This window comes from Bacillus sp. LQ01 (assembly GCF_057624735.1).
Genome location: NZ_JBYEZL010000002.1, coordinates 1,553,081 through 1,574,996 on the forward strand (window position 1 = coordinate 1,553,081; position 21,916 = coordinate 1,574,996).

The window sequence follows — 21,916 nt, forward strand, 5'->3', positions numbered from 1 at the left end:
TATACTACCATTAAATAAGGGTATTTTATAATAGATAAAAAGATGCGGGGGGTACAAAGTTTGACTACTAGTACATCTGAGTTGTTTCAATATATTAATATGACAGAAGAACAGAAACAATTATCACAACGATATTTACAGACAAAAGAAGAAGAGATTTTAAAAGATATTCAACTAACGACAATTCGTGATCAAAAAAGAAGCGATTTTGCGGAGCGATTTATAAACGATTTTAGGAAAGTGCATAAACAAGATCCGGATTTTTTTCGATTATTTTACCATATACTCGAGGAGCAATTATTAAATGTTCTTGTAGTCCGTTTTGCGCATGTCAGTTTTTCTAAAATGAAGATTTATTTAGAAAAAAGTGCACTTCCTTTGGACAAACTTGTAGCAATCGCATGTAAATATTTATCCAGTATTTCAAGTTATGTGAATGAAGCAGATGTTTTTCTTAGAGAGTTAACAAGAGAGAATCCGAACTATATAGAGGGACAATTACATACTTTACCAACTAACCAGCAAGTAACATTACTTCTTGTAATGTTTGATGTAGATTATGAAAAGTTTCGTACATATAGTTCTTTATTGAATGAGAGGTTAGAAGAACATACAGAATTTATATTGAAACTGCTAGGGGAAAAGGAAAAGGTTGAAGCAGTTAAACGGTATTTAAAAGGTAAAGATGATAGTGAAGTATTTATAGGTGGGAATTTACCGGAACATATTTGGCGGCTATTATTTTGTGTTCATAAATATTCGAATGTTGCGAGGCGATATATTGAAATATTGGCGAAGAAAAATGTTTGGGGTTTTATAAACTATGCAACACGTTATATGTGTCACACTCTCGGTCAGTCTCAAAACTACAAAAAAACTGGTAGTGTAAATAGAGAAACATATGAAGAAATTCAAAGTTTTTGTACACAGTTTTGGATTTCTAAGGAAAGATTTTTTGCGCATCGTCTAAGGCAACATGATTTAAATAGTGAGGATTTTTGTAAGACGTATGAATATGAATTGCTATGCTTTATGTTGGAGGAAGATCCTGAATTTATTCAATGTACTTTGCAATATGTAAGTAAAATGAATTATCTCATCATCGCACGAACGTTAGCTGAAAAAGGATATGAGCTAAATATAGGGAAAATGCGAGAAGAATTTTTTGTTGCTGCTTTGCAAATAAAATTGTCTACAGTGCGGGATACATATCGTGATTATTTACTAGGGAAATTGTCACTTGAGGATATGGAGCAAATACTTAAAAATCCGAAATATAGAAGTATGTATTGGGGTATGCCGGTGTTAGAGGTTGCGCTTCTTTGGGATATAGATGATGTAGCGAAGAGGGAAGCTGTACTTACACTACAGTTTGGAAATGAAGATAGTGTTAATTTATACGAACTTCTTTACGAATGTTCTGTCAGAGGAGTAGAACCGAAACAAGTATTAGAAGATCTGCTTTCGTATGGATTAAGTAAGGAAAAGCTTATCGCTTATGCAGTTGAAGAAGCTGCATGCTACAGTGAAGAGCGAAATAAGGCGAAGGAAGCGCTTGTTTGTGTAATTGTAAAAGAACAAGCGTACATCATTGAACGATTTGATGAGTATTCTGCTGTGGCCAAAGCATATATTTTAGAAGAGTTAGCAAAGGATAACATGATTAAAATGCGTCCAATTTTAATTAAAAGCTTAGGAGATTCATCTAAAAAAATGCGTGAGTCTGTAGTTAAACTGCTTTCAAAAGATGTAGAAGCTGCAGCAGATGTAGCAGTTGAACTTCATAATAAAAAGAAAATTGTTCGTGAAAATGTGATGAAAATACTTATAGAGTATAAGCTTGAAAAATATACGAAACTTGTACAGGAAGCTTTGCAAGAAAGTAAAAATGAATCTTTCGCAGGAAAATTCTCGTTTTTATTTCAAACGGAGGAAGAAAAGATAGAAGAACTATGTGCACGTATTTTAACTGAACAAACAAGAAATTCACTTCTGCAATTGATTGGGGATGAGCCACAAATCCGTTTACGTGACTCTGATGAAATTGCTGATGCTGCAATTCCGTTAGCCTATTTACAACAGTATATTTCAGATGCTGTTATTGAGAAGAAAGAAACAGCAGAAGTAATTGGTAGAGCTTTAAATGAAGAGGACTTAAAAGAATATGTGCAAACAATATATCAAATATGGATTTCTCAAGACGCAGATGTGAAGAAACGTGGAATTCTTTCGTTATACGGAATGTATAGTGACGACAAAATGGTCGACATACTTATAAAGCAAATTGATGAATGGGTGCTTCAAATGAGAGGAAAGATAGCAGCGGATGCCGTTCGTGCTTTAGGTTTGTCTTCATCTAAGCTTGCACTTATGTCTATTCATGCAATAGCATTTAAATATAAACATAAGCAAGTACGTAATGCAGCAAAAGAAGCGCTAAGTCTTGCTGCGAAAACACGTGGTATAACAGAGGAAGAGCTGGAAGATCAATTGGTGCCGGACCTTGTCTTTACTATACATGGTGAAAAAATAATGGATTTCGGGAATCGAAGTTTTACTGCCATTTTAACTACAGAGTCAAAAATTGAGTTAGAGACAGAAGAAGGAAAACGTATGAAGTCACTTCCAAAGCCGAATGCAAAAGATAATGTAGAAAAGGCTGAAGAGGCTAAAAAAGAATTAGCCTCTTTAAAGAAGGAACTCCGAAATACTCTTTTCATGCAAAAACAACGATTGGAAACGGCACTTTCATTAAAGCGTTATTGGTCACATAATGCATGGAAGTCTGTATTTATGGATAATCCAATTATGAAGCAATTTTCTATTTCACTCATTTGGGGTGAGTATAAGGAGGGGAAGTTGCTGAAGGCATTCCGTTATGCAGAAGGTGGCGTGTTCTGTACAATTGACGGGAAGAGTTATGAACTTTCATCTGGCACTGTTATTGGTTTCGTTCATCCGTTAGAATTGCCTGAGGCGGAGAAGGAATTATGGAAAGAGCAATTAGAAAGTGCGGAAATTGTTCAGCCGTTCCTACAAATTGAGCGTCCAGTGTTTGTAGTAGAAGAGAATGATGAGAGTGCTATTGAGAGATTTGGCGGTATTTTACTAAATGGTCGTTCGTTATTCGGTAAGATGACGAAGCTTGGATGGATCCGTGGGTCTGTTCAAGATGGCGGTGTATATTATACATTTTACAAAGAAGATACTCGTACCGGATTAGGCGTGCAATTGTCATTTAGCGGAGCACCGATTGGTTATGAAGATGAAGAAGATGTATGTGTATTTGACATTCAATTTTATAAAGCAGGTACAGTGAATCGTGGTTCATATGAATACGATGAGATTGATGATGAAAGACGCATTGTACCAAAAGAAGTAGATAAACGCTTCTTTAGTGAAATGTTATATGATGTGCAAGTAGCGACAGATTCAAATCTTGGGCATAATGAAAGTTGGCGTAGCGAACGATAAGAAAAACCCCCTTCATTGGTAGGGAAATGAAGGGGGTTTTTCAATGTTTCAAAAGGTTCTTTCATAATAGAAGCGAATTAGGGGGAAGAGGATTTTTATCCTTTTAGAAGGGATTGGTATCATGATCAAATAGATGATTTATCATACGACTACACTGAATACAGCGGGAATAGAAGGGAAAATGTTAACGTTACAGCCACGGTAATGATAGAAAAGACTTTTACTATATGTAAGAGTCTCTTTTTTTGTAAACGCGACAAAATTTGACAAAAAAATTTGCAGGAACTTGTTATAATTTCTGTTGGAATATTTTGTTTAACGAGAAATGGGTGTATAGCGTAAAAGATTTCGGTGTCATACAAATACATTTTTTGTTTTACATTCAAGGATTTCATAAGAGAAGAATTACAAAAATGAATGATATGGAGAAGTCATAGGGGGAGAGGAGATTTAGCATGAGTATTAAAGTAATAAGAGCAACAGGGGTAATGGGAGGAGCAGCAAGAGTTGCTGTAAAGGTAGATAACGAAGTAGTAATGAAACTTGAGAATAACGAAGAATATACGCTTCCTTTTGAATTAGATGAAGCGAATATTAAAGTAAAACAATTCTTTTTTGGAAGTAAAGAAAAGAAAGTAAAGGATGGCGATGTAGTAGAAATTAAGATAAATAGTATTGCTATGCTATTACTGATGGTGTCAATGATGGCTGTTTTATTTGGTTCGTCAATTGGTATAAATATTGTTGTTTTTGGTATGATAGGAGCTTTAGTTACATTAGTATACGGATTGAATAACTGGTTTCGTTTAGAGGTTAAATAATTATTGTATATATATTTATTTCAGTTGATTTACTATACATGGGATGAAAATATTTTTAAGTGGGAAATGGGGAGAATCAGTATGAAGAAAATGGTTGTAATATCTAGTTTGGCGCTAATAGTAGGTTTAACAACTGGTTGTAGCAGTGAAAAAACAAGTGGACCTAAAACAGTATCTGTAAAAAAAGAAAAAGAGTTAGTAGCGAAAGATATTTTTAAAAAAGCAGCTGACGGATTAAAACAAGAGGAATATCTTACATTGACATCTCTTATGTCAATGAAGGGGAGCGGCCAATCAGAAGAAATTAAAATGAAAATACAAATGGAGCCGAAACTGAAGAATTCTAGAGCTGAAATGAAAATAAGTGGTACAGATATTGTAACGTATGAAGTAGATGGAAAGGTCGCTGCTCAAGTGAAAAACCCTGATACAGGAGAGTTAGTTACGATACCTAATGATCAATTTAATGTAAATGATGTAATGGTCAGTAAAAATTTACTTAATGAGTTAGATTTACCGGAAGCTTTGGCTAAGAAAATGAAAGCAAAGAAAGATGGAGACACATATAAACTTACACTTGATTTAAAGGGAAAAGAAGCGGTAGATACATTACAAAAAATTAATGGAGATATGAAAAAATTAACGGAAGGATTTAATATGGATGCGTTTAATATTGAATATATAATAACAAAAGATTATAAATTTGAAGAGATGCGAACAACTATAAAAGTGAGTGAAAGTAACTCAGATAAAAAAGCTAGTACAGATAAGGAAAAATTGGATGCAGTTGTGAGTATAAAGATTGATTCATATGAAAAATTTGATTCAATTAAGTTACCAGAAGGGATTCAATAATTTCAATCGTAAAAGGATAAAAAGGAGCGGAAATCTGCTCCTTTTTTATTTTTCCTACTATTTTTAGAAGATTTATATGAATATAGTTGAACGGCACTTCATTTTTTTCTGGAATAAATGTGAAACGTTGTATAAAATAATCAAGAAAGGCAAAAATTATAGGGGGAAAGTTGTGAAGAAAAATAAGAGTTTAATAAGTTTTTTAGGAGTGTTTATTATGTTGTTTTCTTTTTGTTTTCAAGGAAATGTACAGGCGGATGTAAATACTGTTCAATCTGGAAAAATCAAATCAGGAAACGTAACAGTATGGGAAGTTGGAAATGTAGCGAAAGTATTAGCGGATGTGGAGCGCTTAAATTTAAATACAGTAAATGTACCGATTCAAGTAGATATCCCAAATGTGACTTCTACTAACATGGTAATTAATCAAGCGCAAAAGCAACAAGCTATTATTTTAATTCAAGAGTTATTAAAGCGTAATATTCAAGTTATAGTGGAACCGTTCCCATATATTCAGCAGGGGAATGTTGGAGAGACAGAATGGAACCCAAGTAACATTAATGATTTCTTCTGGAATTGGAAGACGGTTATTCTGCAAGATATTTTTAATTCCATTACAAGTAAATACAATGTGTATGGACTAAAGATTGCTTCTAATTTCGTGAATATGGAGTATGCAGAAGGATACTGGAGCGATACAATTGATTTTGTTCGTAATCAGTATAAAGGAAATGTTTTGTATCAAATGAACTGGTGGTTAACAGCAAGCTGGGATCCTTCTTATGAAGCGAAGTTTATAGAGAAAATAAACCGTCCGTATTTAAAGAAGGTAGATATTGTTAGTATCGATAGTTGGTTTGAAGTTTCTGGAAAAAGAAATCCGTCATATGAAGAAGTGAAGCAAAGTTTATTTGCGACGACAGTATATAACCGTGGACAAAATGTTGTTCAGCAATTGGAACAATTACATAATGCAACAGGAAAGCCCGTTTATTTTGGTGGATTTAACGTTCCAGCGCGTGAACTTGGACTGCAAAATCCGTGGAATCCAGATGTTTCTAATGTGTTTTCGAAAGATGTACAATTAAATGGATGGCGTGCTTACCGCGATGTATTAGAACCGAAACCATATTTTAAAGGTTTTTCAATTTGGTTTATTGGCTCTAATGATAGTACACATCCGTATCAAATACATAGTAAAGAAGCGGAGGCAGTTATTAACGGCTGGTACCGAAAATAATTTTTACAAAATAGGTAAGTTTTGAAGTTTACTACATATATTTCTAGTGAAAGGCCTTTCACCATCTTATCACCTAGGGGGCAATCATAATGAAATTTTTGTCTTACCTTACAGTAATTTTGGTGATTCTCGGCGGTTTGAATTGGTTGTTTGTAGCGTTAGATTACAATGTAGTTGAGAAATGGTTTGGTTCTATGCCGGCGCTTGTGGACACTATTTATTGGCTCATTGGTCTTTCTGCTATTTATCAAATTTTTGATCGGTTCTTCACGGATAATTAGCAATTATACTTTATTACTAGAGTGTTAAGTACGATTATGTACTTAACACTTTTTTGTATGTTTATAAAAATAGTTTGCACATGCAAGCGATTCCATTGCGTCTTGCGCCGTAATAATAGAAAACAAATTGACCACGTATTATATTTTGGGGTATAATTCAGAAAGTTTAAAAATTAATAAAAATGAGAAATAGGGAGGTTATGAGGGTAATGGAGAGAGTCTATAATTTTTCAGCAGGACCATCAATACTCCCTTTGCCAGTTTTAGAGAAAGTGCAAAAGGAGCTTGTAAATTATAACAGGACAGGCATGTCTATTATGGAAATGAGTCATCGATCTTCTTATTTTCAAAGTATTATAGAGGAAGCGAGTAACTTACTTCGTGAATTAATGAGCATCCCTGATGAGTATGAAGTTTTATTTTTACAAGGCGGTGCGTCATTACAATTTTCTATGATACCACTGAACTTAATGAATACGTATAAAAAAGCTGGATACGTACTAACTGGCTCATGGTCTAAAAAGGCACTGCAAGAAGCCGAAAAAGTTGGGGAAGTACAAGTGATTGCTTCTTCCGAGCAAGAGAAGTTTACTACGATTCCTAAACTGGACGGTTTACTAAGCGATGAAAAACTAGATTATGTACATATTACAACGAATAATACAATTGAGGGGACAAAATATGTGGATATTCCACATATAGAAAGAGTGCCGCTCGTTGCGGATATGTCTTCAAATATTTTGTCAGAACAATATGATGTTTCGAAGTTTGGTCTTATATACGCGGGAGCACAAAAAAATTTAGGACCAGCGGGCTTAACGATTGCTATTATAAAAAGAGATTTAATTGGGGGAGCAGATCGCTCTTGTCCGACAATGTTAAATTATGAAACTTACAGTAAAAATAACTCCTTATATAATACACCGCCATCCTTTAGTATTTACGTAACAAAACTTGTACTAGAGTGGTTGAAAGAGCAAGGCGGAGTATCTGCGATTGAAGAACAAAATAGAATGAAATCTTCACTTATTTATCATTTTTTAGATGAATCTAAATTGTTTACTTCACCAGTTGATCCTGCTTATCGATCACTTATGAACATTCCATTTACAACACCGTCAGAAGAACTTAACAATGAGTTTTTACAAAAAGCGAAGGAACGCGGCCTTGTTACGTTAAAAGGACATCGCTCAGTTGGCGGTATGCGTGCCAGTATTTACAATGCGATGCCAGCACACGGCGTAAAACGATTAGTAGATTATATGAAGGAATTTGAGCTTGAGAATAGATAGGGAGATGGGGATATGTTTCGTGTTCAAACGTTAAATCAAATTGCAGAAAAAGGCTTGCAAGTTTTTACTGAAGAACGTTATGAAGTAGGAGATAGAATCAATCATCCAGATGGAATTTTGCTTCGTAGCTACTCTTTACATCAAGAAGAGTTTTCAAAAGACTTAAAGGCGATTGCAAGAGCTGGCGCTGGTGTAAATAATATTCCTGTCGAGAGATGTACAGAAAAAGGAATTGTAGTATTTAACACGCCGGGGGCAAATGCAAACGCTGTAAAGGAACTCATTATTGCCAGTCTTATTATGTCTTCACGCAACATTATTAATGGTGTAAGTTGGACGAAAAACTTAGAGGGTGAAGAAGTACCACAGCTTGTTGAATCAGGAAAAAAACAATTTGTTGGATCAGAAATTGCAGGGAAACGTCTAGGTGTTATCGGACTTGGCGCAATCGGTGCTTTAGTTGCGAACGATGCGTTAGCGTTAGGCATGGATGTTATCGGATATGATCCTTATATTTCAGTTGAAACAGCTTGGCGTCTTTCTACACATGTGCAAAGAGCATTTAGCCTTGATGAAATTTTTGCAACGTGTGATTATATTACACTGCATATTCCTCTTACGAATCAAACGAAGGGGATCATTGGGGAACACGCTGTAGAGAAGATGAAAAGAGGGATGCGTCTATTTAATTTCTCTAGAGGAGAACTTGTAGATGAAAAGGTTCTTCAAACAGCATTAGAAGAAGATATTATTACACATTACGTAACGGATTTCCCGAATGAAAATGTAATAAAGATGAAAAATGTAACAGCGACGCCTCACCTTGGCGCATCAACGTCTGAATCGGAAGAAAATTGTGCAGTAATGGCGGCGCGTCAATTACGTGAATATTTAGAGACAGGAAATATTCGTAATTCAGTAAACTATCCAAACGTAGAATTGCCGTATATCGGAAAGAAACGAATTACAATTATGCATCAAAACGTCCCGAATATGGTAGGGCAAATTACAGGATGCTTAGCGGAACATCATATTAATATTGCCGATATGATTAATCGTAGTAAACATTCTTGGGCATACACAATGATTGATATCGATAACGGAATTGATGATATAATAAAAGAGAATATTGTGGAAAATATAAGCAAAATTACAGGTGTTGTAGCCGTTCGAATGATTGTGTAAAGGAGAGAGGAATGTGGCAAAAATCCGACCGTTTCGGGCCATTCGTCCAGTAGAGGAAAAAGCAGCACAAGTTGCAGCTTTACCGTATGACGTATTAAATAGTGAAGAGGCAAGGGAAGTTGTAAAAGGGAATCCATATTCTTTCTTGCATGTTGATAAAGCAGAAATTGATTTAGACCCTGAACTGTCACCGTATGATGATCGCGTGTATGAAAAAGCGGGCGACAATTTAAAGCAATTTATACGAGAAGAAGTGTTCATACAAGATGAAGAGCCAGCGCTATATATTTATGAACTGACGATGCAAGGAAGAACGCAGTCAGGCCTTGTCGTTTGTACATCTATTGATGAGTATGAAGATGATACAATTAAAAAACATGAAAGAACACGTCATGAAAAAGAGTTAGATCGTATTCGCCACGTAGATGTGTGTGACGCAAATACAGGTCCGATCTTTTTAACGTACCGTACAAAAGATGAAGTAAAGCATTTAATTAGAAGCTGGAAAGAAGAGCATGCGCCAATTTATACATTTACAGCAGAAGACGGTGTTAAGCATGTTGCGTGGAAGATTGCAGATGAAGATGTAATTACGACTTTAGTAAACGCATTTGAAGATATTCCTAATCTTTATATTGCAGATGGGCATCACCGTTCTGCATCAGCTGCAAAAGTAGGACTTATGCGAAGAGAACAATATCCAAATTACACAGGAGAAGAAGAGTTTAATTTCTTCCTATCTGTTTTATTCCCTCATGATGAGTTATCTATTTGGGACTATAACCGAGTTGTGAAAGATTTAAATGGCTTATCAGAGGAACAGTTTTTAAATCAAATTACGCAGTACTTTTATGTAGAAGGAGCACCTGTTTCTCCGTATAAACCAAATGAGCCAAAAACATTTGGTATGTATGTAAATGAGAAGTGGTATAAGCTTACTGTGAAAGAAGAAACATTTGATGCGAATGATCTTGTTAGAGGTTTAGATGTATCTATCCTGCAAGATCATTTATTAAGCCAAGTACTTGAAATACATGATCCGCGTTCTGATTCACGCATTGATTTTGTTGGCGGAATACGGGGGCTAGAAGAACTAGAACGCCTTGTGAACAGCGGCGAATACAAAGCAGCATTCGCATTATATCCGACATCTATGGAAGATTTATTAGCAATCGCAGATGCCGGAGAAGTCATGCCGCCGAAATCAACGTGGTTTGAACCGAAACTGCGTAGTGGGTTGTTTGTTCATTCTTTAAAGTAAATATTGACTTCTATAGTTTTGAAAAACCGAAATGATTTGAGTTTCGGTTTTTCTTATTTTGGCTCAGTTAACGTTTAATGTTGATTTTCATGTTAAGATTGAAATATGTAACAGCAGGTCGCTACAAAAAAATGGAGGAAATACGATGAAAATGCATCTTCAAAAAAGTTTTTATGTTGAATTGAAAAATGCAATTCGTTGTCATTATAACGAACTTTTAACTAGGTGCGGTGTTGACACAATATATGGGTACTCCATATTAACAGACGATTGTGTCAATAGCATTGGACCAGTGGCTAATGAAGAAAGACTAATCAAAGTTAATAAATCGGATCCTTTATACAATTATTATAGATACGGATCTGTTGAGTGGAGCGAATGGGACGATTTTGGAATGTTTGATGAAGTGAAAAAAATTATTAAGAAATATCATAATATCGTCGAAGATGACTTTAACATACGAGTAAATACACTGTTGAAAGAAACGTTAAATGTGTTAATGGAACTTGAATCAGAAGGATTGTTTGGAGATAGAGATGATAATCGATTTATTGTCATTTGTGTAACTGATTCTTCGAACGAAATCATGATTGAATCAGCTCGATTGCTTAATACATTAAAGACATACGAAGAATATGCTTCAGAATTTGCATAAGAATAAATATAAGTAAAACTGCTCTCTATAAGAGGCGATTTTCATTTGATCGAAAGTCACCAATTAATAGTAACTATTCGTTGTGACGTAACAATTGAACAATTAGAACCTGATGAAAAAAACGTACAAAGATAATTGCGATGTTTACATGTGTGAATCAAGTTGGAAAAGAAGTTATAAAGGGAAGTTTTTCGGGGATTATTCTTTAATAGGAGAAGTAATGAATAAGTGGGTTCTCCATGCCTCTCAGGCTTAGCGTTTTAATTCCCCCATAACGTATATTCTGTTCTTTTCTTAACTATTAGAAAATAGTTGAATCAGCTCGTCAACAAAAAGGACATTCCGAGTATTACAAGAAATGTCCTTTCTGCTAAAATGTAAGGTATTTTGCTAAAATTCAAACTCTAAAATTAGTTTACTAGTTTGACCTGTAAACTGATAATTATAGGACCCTCTCAGATTTTCTAAGTTACTGGTAGCTTTAATAATTGTTCCTGGGGAATCTAAATTTCCTTTATCAAATATTCCTTGCTCTATAGCTGTGAATGTCCCTTGTTGCCCCTTATAAATTCCTTCAAAGTGTAAAAATCCAGAAATTTTAGCCGTAGCCAAGTGACCATCATTTATATTTGAGTCTAGATAATATAATAAGTATTCAACAAAAGCTTTTCCTTTTAATTCTCCATCAATATCATATTCAACATGGGCAATATTAATAGGGAAATCTTTTCTAGTATCATCAATTAGTTTTTCATCCCATTTACTTACTGTAAATGTTACTTCCATACACGTAAATCCCCCTTTATCATTAGATAAGTAATCTCCATATCATTTAAAAAGTACTAATTCACAGTCATATCTTATAGGAGTGTTTTTATTTATTTGAGCCCTGTCATATCGTTATCTTATCTCAGAATCACCTGCGCCTCCCCATGAAGGACTTACTGTTGTCACGGTGTCTCCTGCTTGTAACCTCTTTGGTTTTATTAACATGTTAACTCCGCTGCTACAGAATGTAATGGACTACGATTATACAAACTGTATCATTGAAATACATGATGTATGACATTAGTTTCTTCATCATCAATCCGTTTACCTGCTGGGATTCAAGAATTCAGTCTTAGTGTTGAATATAGGAATAACCGATTTATATTTGAAAATCAAAGTATGCAACATTGCATGAGGAAAACGGTTGTTATTTTTACTACCTGTAACTATAATGATTACAGGTTGGTCGATACCCATTATAAAATCATCATGAATGGAGATGTTTCATAATGGGTATGAAAAAATTAATTTTAGCAGGTGCTTTAGGGATCGCAGCATTATCAGGAACAAATTTACCAGGACTAGAAGTAACAAAAGCGAGTGCAGCTTCTATTGAATCGAATTTCTCGACGTTAGAAGGACGAGTAGTAGAAGTAGATAACGGTGTAATTGTTGTAAAATCTAAGCAATATGAGGAACCGGTTAGTGTATATATTGATTCACTTTCAAATGTGAAAGTAGGAGATGAAGTAAAAGCTACTGGATCTATGATGCGTAATTTTACAGAATATATGGTTGCAACTGCAGTTGAAAATACAACAAACAAGTTAGGTATGCACATGAAAGAAGATGGCTCACCTAATTATGTAATTGGAGAAGTATCAAAAGTAGGAACGATGGAAGATGAGGGAGACGGTGCTACTAAATATGTTGTAGTTGAGTATCCATCGCTAAATGGGAAGAAAGCTATTATTGATGTTTTCTTAACAAAGGGACAAGTATTTAATGCGGGTGAGAAAGTGAAAATTGATATGAAGTATGTAGGGTGGGGCGGAAGTTCTATTAACTGGAACACAGTTGACCATATTGAAAAAGTTCATGAAGCAAAGACGAACGCTGAAAATAATGATGGTGTATGGATTTGGTCTTAATTAAAATCCTGTAAATAACAAATGTATCATGTAGTATCCAGCAAATGGTGATGTGTATGACCATTTGCTGGATACTTTTTTGCTTTGTATTTTTTGAGAATAAGGGATATCCGACTAGAATATGATGTTTAAATCGGAGCGAGTTAAAAAATACAATAATGAAAGAGGTGTTTATATATGGAGCGAGATGAGAATTATTTACGAGCTAAAAAAAGAGTGGAGAATTTAAAAGCGTTTTACATTCATTTAACGGTCTATATATTAGTTAACTTAATGCTTTTTTTCATAAATATAAGCTCTGATTCAAGTAAATTATGGTTTTTATATCCACTTGGAGGTTGGGGGATTGGTATCGTTATACACGGTTTAACAACTTTTCCATTTGGGATATTCGGAAAAGAATGGGAAGAACGAAAAATTAAAGAGTATATGGAGAAAGATAAGTGAAAAAATCAGAGATTTATGAATATAAATCTCTGTGAGCACACGTTTGATGCGAAGCCTATTCTATAGCTTCGCCTATTTGTTTTGTACTCGAAGTTAATGCGAGTACGTGTTCCTATTCATTTTTAGCATGAATTGCATGTGAAATCAAAACTTTAGTTGTAGTACATAATAAATACAGTTATTTTACTTTCTTAATTACAAGTGGATATAGGATAAAGTTGATTTATCATCCTATATTAAAATAAAAAACAAACCACTGTTCGATTTGAATATTCCACGATATAATGGTGAGAGTTTATGACAGAATAAATATTTACATAAGAAGTGAGGTACTGTATGAAAAAAAGAACGACAGACATTATTTTTATTATTATTGGTGCATTTCTTTTTGCTTTAGGTGTCAATTTATTTGTTATCCCGAACGAGTTTGGTGAGGGTGGGGTAACAGGTATCACGATTATTACGTACTATTTATTTGAATGGTCACCAGGTTTAGTTAACTTAATTTTAAATGCGATTTTGTTAATAGTCGGTTATAAATTTTTAAATAAAATCACAACAATTTATACGATTATCGCTGTAGTGACTAACTCGCTATTTCTTCATTTAACAGAAGGCTGGACGATTGCTTCGGATGAAATGCTTGTAAATGCCATTTTCGGAGGAATATTTATCGGGTGTGGTATTGGTCTTATCATTCGCGTTGGTGGAACGACAGCAGGTACTACGATCTTAGCAAGGATGACACATAAATATTTAGGCTGGAGCATTAGCTACGGTCTACTGTTCTTCGATTTAATCGTTGCATTTTCATCTTATTTCATCATTGGTGCAGAAAAACTGATGATAACAATTATTATGCTATATGTAGCAACGAAAGTGATGGAATTTGTAATTGAAGGGTTAAATCCGAAGAAGGCTATTACGATTATTTCTGATAATCCAGATGAAATTGCCGGGAAGGTGACAACCTTAATGGGGAGAGGGGTTACTGTATATTCAGGGCATGGCTATTACACGAAAACTCCGAAGGAAATTCTTTATGTTGTTATTAATAAGCAAGAAGTAGTGAAGCTAAAGCGGATTGTTCAAACTACGGATCCGGCGGCGTTCATCGCTATACACGATGTTCGTGATGTGTTCGGAGAAGGATTTGTTGATATTTCGAAGGCTTAGAAATTGTTTTTGATTAAAATAATCTTAATACTAAAACGTAAGAATCTATTTTGAATAATCTTTTTTCAAAATAGATTCTTTTTCTTTTTCTTGCAAAAAATCCAATTGTTTCTTAATGTAGTGATGTAGAAGGATGAACGAGAGAGGGTTTAATGAAGATGATACATATTTTATTAGCTGATGATGATAAGCATATTAGAGAGTTGTTGCATTACCATTTACAAAAAGAGGGGTTTAAAGTTTTTGAAGCAGAAGATGGAAAGGTAGCGCAAGACGTTTTAGAGAAGGAAAATATTCATCTTGCGATCGTAGACATTATGATGCCGTTCGTTGATGGCTATACGTTATGTGAAGAAATCCGGAAGTATCATGATATACCAGTTATTTTATTAACGGCGAAAGATCAGTTAGTTGATAAAGAAAAAGGATTCATTTCTGGTACGGACGATTATATCGTAAAACCATTTGAACCAGCTGAAGTGATTTTCCGTATGAAAGCTTTATTACGACGTTATCAAATGCTGAGTGCAGATATTATTACGTTGCACGGAACGACAATTGATCGAAAAGGTGTAGAAGTAAAGTGTAACGGTCAAACGATTTTGCTTCCTTTAAAGGAATTTGAGTTATTATCACAACTTGCTAGTTATCCTGGAAGAACATTTTCAAGAGAAGAGCTAATTGAATTAGTATGGGGAATGGATTTTGAAGGAGATGAACGAACAGTTGATGTTCATGTGAAAAGGCTGCGAGATCGTTTCTCAAAACGAACGGATGATTTTCAAATTACAACAGTGCGCGGCCTCGGGTATAAGTTGGAGTTGAAATAAGATGAAATCACTATATTCTAGATTTGTATTTATGACGGTCGGCATTATGCTACTTAGTAGTATTATCGGCTTTTTATTAACGAACGTATATTATCAAGTGAAGTTAAAACCATATAACAGTGAAAAGATTTTAAAGTATGCGGAAGAAGTTAAATCGTTATATGAAAAGCAAAGTGAAGAAAATCAAGAGACGTATTTGCATTCTATTGCAAAATTAGGGTATGAGATTTACATTGTTGATGATCAAAAGAATGGAAAGCGTATCGGTAATGCGTTTCGTAAGACGACAATAAGTGATGATACCGTTCATAAAGTATTGCAGGGGGAGACATTTAATGGTGTTTCTACTTATCCAACGCGCCTCTTTATTACAGGTTTTTTCGATAATGAATTAATTAATAGCGTCGGTGTCCCAGTACAACACGGTGATAAACAGTACGCTTTATTCATTCGCCCTGACGTTCAACAACAATTCGGCGAGATGAGAATTTTTCTAGCGGTATTATTAGGGTTTATCGTACTATTAAGTATTATTTTTATAGCGATTGCAGCAGGTTACATCGTTCGCCCAATCCGTAAATTTACGAAGGCTACGCAAAAAATTGCGAGTGGGGAATATGAAATTGAATTAGATGTAAAACGAAAAGATGAAATAGGAACGTTATCTACAAGCTTCCAAAAGATGACGAAGAGTATTAAAGAACTAGATGAAATGAGACAAGAATTCGTTTCGAACGTTTCACATGAATTTCAGTCGCCACTTTCTTCCATACAAGGTTTTTCAAAGACGTTGCAAACAGAAAAGATGAGTGAGGAAGAAAGAAATCATTACTTACAAATTATTGAGGGTGAAAGTAAGCGAATGTCTAGTTTATGTAAACAGTTACTTACGCTCGCTTCATTAGATAAAGAGGAAAAGGTTCTACAAATAAGAGAATTCAATCTGCAGAAGCAAATTAAAGACGTCATTTTTATGCTTGAGTGGAAATGGCGGGAAAAAGATATCGCCGTTGAATTTAATGTGCCAGATATCACTATAAAAGGTGATGAAAACTTACTTCATCAAGTTTGGAGTAACATTTTCACGAATAGCATTAAGTTTTCAAACGATGGTGGAACGATTGAGTTTTTCGTCGAAGAGTTAGAGTCTAGTGTCATTATTTCTATATCAGACAACGGAATCGGTATGGAAAAAGAAGAAATGGATCGTATTTTTGACCGTTTTTACAAAGTAGATACAGCAAGGACGAGAAACGTAGAAGGTAGCGGTTTAGGATTGTCGATTGTGCAGAAGATTGTTGAACTGCATCATGGAAACGTTTCGGTGTATAGTACGAAGGGGGAAGGAACGACCGTTCGGGTGGAGCTTCCGAAATAGATGGAAAGAAAGAGGCTGTTTCGGAACGGCCTCTTTTTTGTCGTTTTATGTCGGCAAGTCGATATAATCGGAAAATCGCTGATATAATTTGAGTTGCGCCGATATATTTTGAAAATCGCCGATATAATTCTATTTGCGCTGATATATTTGAAAAATCGCTGATATAAATTTCACGTACTCCCATTTCTGCTATAAAGCCGCACCTTTCCCGCGCTTAAAAAATATCAGATGTAATTTAATTTCCCCTCTGTAATCTTCTGTTCATATTCCGTTCATATTTCTTTTTTATGATAAGTGCATAGAAAGAAAGAGGAAGGAGCGAGCGAAATGTTTTTAGCTCTGCGTGAATTGAAACAATCAAAATTAAGATACGGATTAATCGGACTGATTATGGTGTTATTATCATTTTTAGTTCTTGTTATTTCAGGATTAGCAAATGGACTATCATATGATAATGCTTCATCGATTCAAAATATGGAGGCAAATAAGTTCGTTTTAGCAGATGATGCGGAAAATAAATTACTTCGTTCACAAATTAAGAAAGACGATGTAGATAACGTAGTAAATCAAGTAGGCGAGAAAGAAGCCGTTCCGTTTCGTGTGAAAGTTTCAACATATGAAAAGAAAGATAGTTCGAAAAAGGTTGATATCGCTATTTTCTCAAGTGAACGGGATTCATTTTTAGAACCGAAAATTGTAAAAGGGGAGAAATTAGGTACAGCAAACAACGAGATGGTTGCTGACGAATCAATTAAAGAAAAAGGAATTGATATTGGAGATACAATTATTGATCCTGTTTCAAAGAAAGAATTTACAATCGTTGGATTTACGAAAGATCAAATGTTTAGCCATACACCAGTCGTTTATGTAAATGAAGACGTATGGGGTGCTATTTCACAACCAAACCAAAAAGATTATAGTGCAATTGCACTTAACACAGATAAAGAGATTAAAAATGCACACGTAATTGACAAAAAAGAAGTGCTACAAAGTATTCCAGGATTTAAAGAAGAACAAGGAACATTAACGATGATCATTGCGTTCTTACTTGTTATCGCTGCATTACTAATCGGTGTATTCTTCTACGTTATTACACTGCAAAAAACACAGCAATTAGGTGTATTAAAAGCAATCGGTACAAAGAACTCGTATTTAGCAAATAGCTTAGTCGTGCAGGCGTTATTCTTATCAGTCGTTGCGATGGTAATCAGTATCGTTCTTGTACAAGGGTTAGAACAAATTTTACCAGCAGGTATGCCGTTCTTATTAACAACACCGATGATTGCGCAATATGCAGCAATCTTTATCGTAATTAGTATTTTAGGAACACTTATTTCGTTATACCAAGTATTAAAAGTTGATGCATTAGAAGCAATTGGAGGCGGGATGTAATGACTTCATTATTAAAATTAGACAAAGTAAGTAAAGTGTACGGAGAAGGGAATACGGAAGTAACAGCCCTTCATCCGATATCGCTTGATGTGAAAGCCGGAGAATTTATCGGAATCGTCGGTCCTTCTGGATCAGGGAAAAGTACGTTATTATCAATCGCGGGTGCATTATTATCACCGTCAAAAGGGGATATTTACATTCGTGAGCAAAATATTACACAGTTATCAGAAAAGGAAATGACAGACATTCGTTTGAAAAAAATCGGCTTCATTTTCCAGTTTGCAAACCTTGTTCCATATTTAAATGTGAAAGAACAGTTACTTTACATTGCAAAGCTAAAAAAAGAAAGTAAACAAGAATCCGAAAAGCGTGCAGATCATTTATTAGCGGCATTTGGATTAGGAGAAAGAAAGAATCATTATCCAAATCAACTATCTGGCGGGGAAAAACAAAGGGTAGCAATCGCTCGTGCGTTCATGAACAACCCAGATTTAATATTAGCGGATGAGCCAACGGCAAGCTTAGACTCAAAACGCGCACGTGAAGTTGTTGAAATGATGAAACGCGAAGTGAAAGAGAGCCAAAAAGCAGCAATTATGATTACACATGATGAAAGAATGCTTGATGTATGTGATCGTATATTGACGCTTCGAGATGGACAGTTAATATAAAAAAGGAAAACCGTACATGTATGTGCGGTTTTCCTTTTTTTATGGACTTATTTAGAGAATAACGTTTTAATTTTATTACGAGTAAGTAATAAAACACCGCCTAATACAGATAGCATTCCTAGAGCCATATTGTTTGATTGCTCGCTACCAGCGTTAGGAAGTTCTTTAGCGTTATTGTTTTTAGTACCATTATCTGCTTGCATTTGTTTAGACTGTGATACTTCATTAATCTTGTTATCAACATTTTGCTTCGTTGTATGTAACTCAGCTAATTTGTCGTCAATTTTTTTCTCAGTATGCTTAAAGTCGTTGATTTTAATATCTAAGTCTTGTTTTTTCTTTGATAAATCATCTGAAACAGTTTGTTTCGATTGTTTAATTTCGTTAATTTTATTAATTAAATCTTGTCTAGCTTCTTGTAAAACAGCTAGTTTGTTTTTTACATCTTGTTTAGCTAATTCTAAGTTAGCGGAAAGACTGTCTAAATTGCCTTTAATTTTCTTAAGTTCCTCTAACGTGTTACCGGTATTCGGCTTGTTTTCTTTTAGTTCAGCGAGTTTGTCCTCAGCAGTTTGTTTCGCTTTCTTTAACTCAGCTAATTTTTCATCTACTTGTTTTTTAACTTCCTTAAGTTCATTAACCTTTTGATCAATGTTCTCTTTATGTTGCTTCATTTCATTCACTTTTTCATCGACAGTTTGTTTATGTTCTTTAATCTCATTCACTTTGTTATCGATATTTTGCTTATGTTCTTTTACTTCAGCAACTTTATCTTCTACTTGTTTTTTATGCTCTTTAATTTCAGCGATTTTATCTTCGGCGATTTGTTTGTCTTGCTGCAGTTTTGCATCTAGTTCTTGTTTATGCTGTTTAACTTCGTTAATTTTTTCATCAGCAACTTGTTTACGTTCATGTAGTTCATTCACCTTCGTATCAACATTTTCCTTAACCTTGTTAAGTTCATTTAATGTTTGATCCACGTTTTCTTTGTGTTGCTGCAATTTTGCATCTAACTCTTGTTTATGTTGCTTAATTTCAGCTAATCGATCTCCCGTACTTTGCTGAGGAGTAGCATCATTTACTTCCGCATGAGCAGAGTTCGCGCCAGCAATCATTGCTAAAGCTAGTGTAGACGCAGCAATTGTTTGTTTTGTTTTCATATTTTTGTACCTCTTTTCTTTCATATGCATGAACTGTTTTGTGTAAAAATGAGCATATAGAAGTAGATTATCTTATTATTATATACTATGTTAGGCGCTTAGAGGAAGGATTTGCATAATAATCTATGATTATGTAATTTTTATAATCTCTTATTTGGGGTAGGGGATAAACCTTTAGCTAGATGAACAATTTCTTCTATAGTAAAGCTTACATCTTTATTATTGCGAATAACAAACAAATAATCAGCCTCGTTTTCTACAGGATCTACCACATCATCGTGAAGTGATTCAGTTTGTTGTCGATCAAGTACTTCTTTGAAACTAGAATATCCACCTCTAAAAATATTCGTACTTCGCGTGCTTCGAGCCACTCTTTCGTAAAGTACATCATCTGGAATGTCAAAATGAACTAATATGCGTACATATTCATTCTGTGGAAATAATTCGTTTAGTAAATAGAATCTTCCGCTTTTACTGCGATTGGAATTACAAATAATAAGGTGTAAATTTGTATGTTCTTTCGCATAATCAACAATGAATTTTGAAAGGCCGTGCTTAAATGTATTAGCACCTTCAGCCGGCTGTAATTTTTCATAATGCGTGTTAATAAATTCAGCTTGGTTATCTTGATCCATAACGAAAGAGTGGGGTAACTCTTTTTCTAAAGCTTTTGCAAATGTAGTTTTACCGCTGTGTGTTTTTCCTACAGTAATAATGACGAATCGTTTCATATTGGCCTCCATTTGTATTGTTATGAACTGGAATATTCGGTGTAGATCGAAATCTTCCTGCTAGAGATTACACAAATTGTTGGAGCGTTAGTAGGCTGAAAACTTGACAAAAAAACTTATTTATGCTATAATTTACCAATATAAAAATAAGGTGTATAATAGGGTTCTCCTGGCCAGGGGAACCCTATTTTTGTTGTGAAAATGAAGGAGAGTGTATGTGCGTGAAACAAGGTGAAGCAAGTGTAACGTCGTTAGTATCAGCTTTCAGCAGGGCATATCATAGTGAATTTGATAATCCGAAAATCTTTGATGATTATGTAGCTAAAGAGTTCATTTCGCCAAAAGAACGAATTAATATTGAAACGAATATGGTTCAAGGGATTCACTTTTTCAATAAAGAAATTGCAGAGCAGTTTCAAGACAATCCAAAAGAAATATTAAAATGGATTACGCAAGTTCAGTTATCACCAACACCTTTAGCACGTGCCGCATATTGTGAAAGAGTATTACTACATGAAATTACATTAGGAGCGAAACAATACGTCATACTCGGTGCAGGCTTAGATACGTTCAGTTTTAGACACCGAGAATTAGAAAATAAAATAGAAATATTTGAAGTGGATCATCCTTCTACGCAGGCGTTTAAGAAGGAAAGAATAAAAGAAGTAGAAATTGAAGTTCCAAATAACCTTCATTTTGTTTCAATGGATTTTACGAAAGGATTTTTCTATGAGCAGTTACGGAATGAAGGATTTGAAAATAAAAAGACGTTCTTTAGTCTATTAGGTGTAACGTACTATTTAACGAAAGAGGAACTTTCTAGTTTAATAGAATGTTTATTTGAGGTGGTTCCGGCAGGAAGTTCTATCGTTTTCGATTATCCCGATGAAAACTTGTTTACGGAAAAGGGACTGTCCAATCGAGTTGAAAATATGGTAAAAATGGCTGCGGTAGGCGGAGAACCGATGAAATCATGTTTTTCTTATGCCGAAATGGAAGCACTGTTAGAGAAGGCGGGCTTACTCATTTATGAACATTTATCGCCAGAAGACATAAATAAATTATATTTTGAAGGACGAAACGATTATTTGAAAGCTTTTGAGACAGTGCATTATGTGCATGCGGTGAAAAGGTAGGAAATTAGTAGG

Annotated in this window: 20 protein-coding genes; 17 read left to right on the plus strand and 3 right to left on the minus strand. The window is 34.7% G+C overall.

The window, feature by feature from the left end; all coding sequences use genetic code 11:
• Positions 1-60 precede the first annotated feature (60 nt).
• The 9 genes from AC22L0_RS20405 to AC22L0_RS20445 all read left to right on the plus strand — a co-directional run bounded on the left by AC22L0_RS20405 (position 61) and on the right by AC22L0_RS20445 (position 11,064).
• On the plus strand, positions 61-3,474 hold the full coding sequence (locus AC22L0_RS20405) for a DUF4132 domain-containing protein (RefSeq protein ID WP_487272425.1): 3,414 nt from the start codon (positions 61-63) through the stop codon (positions 3,472-3,474).
• A gap of 455 nt (positions 3,475-3,929) precedes the next feature.
• Complete coding sequence (locus AC22L0_RS20410; protein ID WP_000025025.1) at positions 3,930-4,295, plus strand: hypothetical protein; 366 nt, start codon at positions 3,930-3,932, stop codon at positions 4,293-4,295.
• Between the two features lie 81 nt (positions 4,296-4,376).
• Entirely contained in the window at positions 4,377-5,150 is a 774-nt protein-coding gene (locus AC22L0_RS20415; protein WP_000738989.1) for a DUF6612 family protein, read from the plus strand.
• Positions 5,151-5,322: 172 nt separating this feature from the next.
• Positions 5,323-6,390: a glycoside hydrolase family 113 gene (locus tag AC22L0_RS20420; protein ID WP_000739764.1), complete on the plus strand. Its 1,068-nt coding sequence runs from the start codon at positions 5,323-5,325 to the stop codon at positions 6,388-6,390.
• 89 nt (positions 6,391-6,479) lie between these two features.
• Positions 6,480-6,671 carry a DUF378 domain-containing protein gene (locus AC22L0_RS20425; RefSeq protein WP_000670803.1) on the plus strand — a complete coding sequence of 64 codons (192 nt, stop codon included), beginning with the start codon at positions 6,480-6,482 and terminating at the stop codon, positions 6,669-6,671.
• Positions 6,672-6,880: 209 nt separating this feature from the next.
• Complete coding sequence (gene serC / locus AC22L0_RS20430) at positions 6,881-7,963, plus strand: 3-phosphoserine/phosphohydroxythreonine transaminase (protein WP_030026425.1); 1,083 nt, start codon at positions 6,881-6,883, stop codon at positions 7,961-7,963.
• A 12-nt stretch (positions 7,964-7,975) separates the two neighbouring features.
• Complete coding sequence (locus AC22L0_RS20435; RefSeq protein WP_000490230.1) at positions 7,976-9,148, plus strand: 3-phosphoglycerate dehydrogenase family protein; 1,173 nt, start codon at positions 7,976-7,978, stop codon at positions 9,146-9,148.
• Positions 9,149-9,161: 13 nt separating this feature from the next.
• Positions 9,162-10,409 (plus strand): DUF1015 domain-containing protein, encoded by a 1,248-nt coding sequence (locus AC22L0_RS20440; protein ID WP_030026422.1) that lies wholly within the window; start codon positions 9,162-9,164, stop codon positions 10,407-10,409.
• A 145-nt stretch (positions 10,410-10,554) separates the two neighbouring features.
• Complete coding sequence (locus tag AC22L0_RS20445) at positions 10,555-11,064, plus strand: DUF4303 domain-containing protein (RefSeq protein WP_050821991.1); 510 nt, start codon at positions 10,555-10,557, stop codon at positions 11,062-11,064.
• A 390-nt stretch (positions 11,065-11,454) separates the two neighbouring features.
• On the opposite strand, the gene AC22L0_RS20450 is transcribed toward AC22L0_RS20445, so the two are convergent.
• The gene (locus AC22L0_RS20450; RefSeq protein ID WP_016111586.1) at positions 11,455-11,850 is read right to left on the minus strand and encodes a DUF3224 domain-containing protein; all 396 of its coding nucleotides are present in this window, start codon (positions 11,848-11,850) and stop codon (positions 11,455-11,457) included.
• 491 nt (positions 11,851-12,341) lie between these two features.
• Here AC22L0_RS20450 and AC22L0_RS20455 point away from each other — a divergent pair, with 491 nt between their 5' ends.
• The 7 genes from AC22L0_RS20455 to AC22L0_RS20485 all read left to right on the plus strand — a co-directional run bounded on the left by AC22L0_RS20455 (position 12,342) and on the right by AC22L0_RS20485 (position 18,877).
• Positions 12,342-12,983, plus strand: coding sequence for a F0F1 ATP synthase subunit alpha (locus tag AC22L0_RS20455; RefSeq protein WP_000525525.1), 642 nt, complete (start codon positions 12,342-12,344; stop codon positions 12,981-12,983).
• 177 nt (positions 12,984-13,160) lie between these two features.
• Entirely contained in the window at positions 13,161-13,430 is a 270-nt protein-coding gene (locus AC22L0_RS20460) for a 2TM domain-containing protein (RefSeq protein ID WP_000438994.1), read from the plus strand.
• Between the two features lie 336 nt (positions 13,431-13,766).
• Complete coding sequence (locus AC22L0_RS20465) at positions 13,767-14,606, plus strand: YitT family protein (RefSeq protein WP_000747492.1); 840 nt, start codon at positions 13,767-13,769, stop codon at positions 14,604-14,606.
• A gap of 152 nt (positions 14,607-14,758) precedes the next feature.
• The gene (locus tag AC22L0_RS20470) at positions 14,759-15,436 is read left to right on the plus strand and encodes a response regulator transcription factor (RefSeq protein WP_000781961.1); all 678 of its coding nucleotides are present in this window, start codon (positions 14,759-14,761) and stop codon (positions 15,434-15,436) included.
• Position 15,437: 1 nt separating this feature from the next.
• On the plus strand, positions 15,438-16,814 hold the full coding sequence (locus tag AC22L0_RS20475; protein WP_000839528.1) for a sensor histidine kinase: 1,377 nt from the start codon (positions 15,438-15,440) through the stop codon (positions 16,812-16,814).
• Between the two features lie 327 nt (positions 16,815-17,141).
• Positions 17,142-18,206 (plus strand): ABC transporter permease, encoded by a 1,065-nt coding sequence (locus AC22L0_RS20480; protein ID WP_000477749.1) that lies wholly within the window; start codon positions 17,142-17,144, stop codon positions 18,204-18,206.
• Complete coding sequence (locus AC22L0_RS20485; protein ID WP_000202597.1) at positions 18,206-18,877, plus strand: ABC transporter ATP-binding protein; 672 nt, start codon at positions 18,206-18,208, stop codon at positions 18,875-18,877. Before AC22L0_RS20480 ends, AC22L0_RS20485 begins: the two co-directional genes overlap by 1 nt.
• 47 nt (positions 18,878-18,924) lie before the next feature.
• Here the strand turns inward: AC22L0_RS20485 and AC22L0_RS20490 are convergent, their stop codons facing one another.
• Positions 18,925-20,037, minus strand: coding sequence for an LPXTG cell wall anchor domain-containing protein (locus AC22L0_RS20490; RefSeq protein WP_000851006.1), 1,113 nt, complete (start codon positions 20,035-20,037; stop codon positions 18,925-18,927).
• A gap of 140 nt (positions 20,038-20,177) precedes the next feature.
• Positions 20,178-20,780, minus strand: coding sequence for an AAA family ATPase (locus AC22L0_RS20495; protein ID WP_140160684.1), 603 nt, complete (start codon positions 20,778-20,780; stop codon positions 20,178-20,180).
• A 203-nt stretch (positions 20,781-20,983) separates the two neighbouring features.
• Between AC22L0_RS20495 and AC22L0_RS20500 the strand changes: the two genes are divergently transcribed.
• Complete coding sequence (locus AC22L0_RS20500; protein ID WP_087964946.1) at positions 20,984-21,904, plus strand: class I SAM-dependent methyltransferase; 921 nt, start codon at positions 20,984-20,986, stop codon at positions 21,902-21,904.
• Positions 21,905-21,916 lie beyond the last annotated feature (12 nt).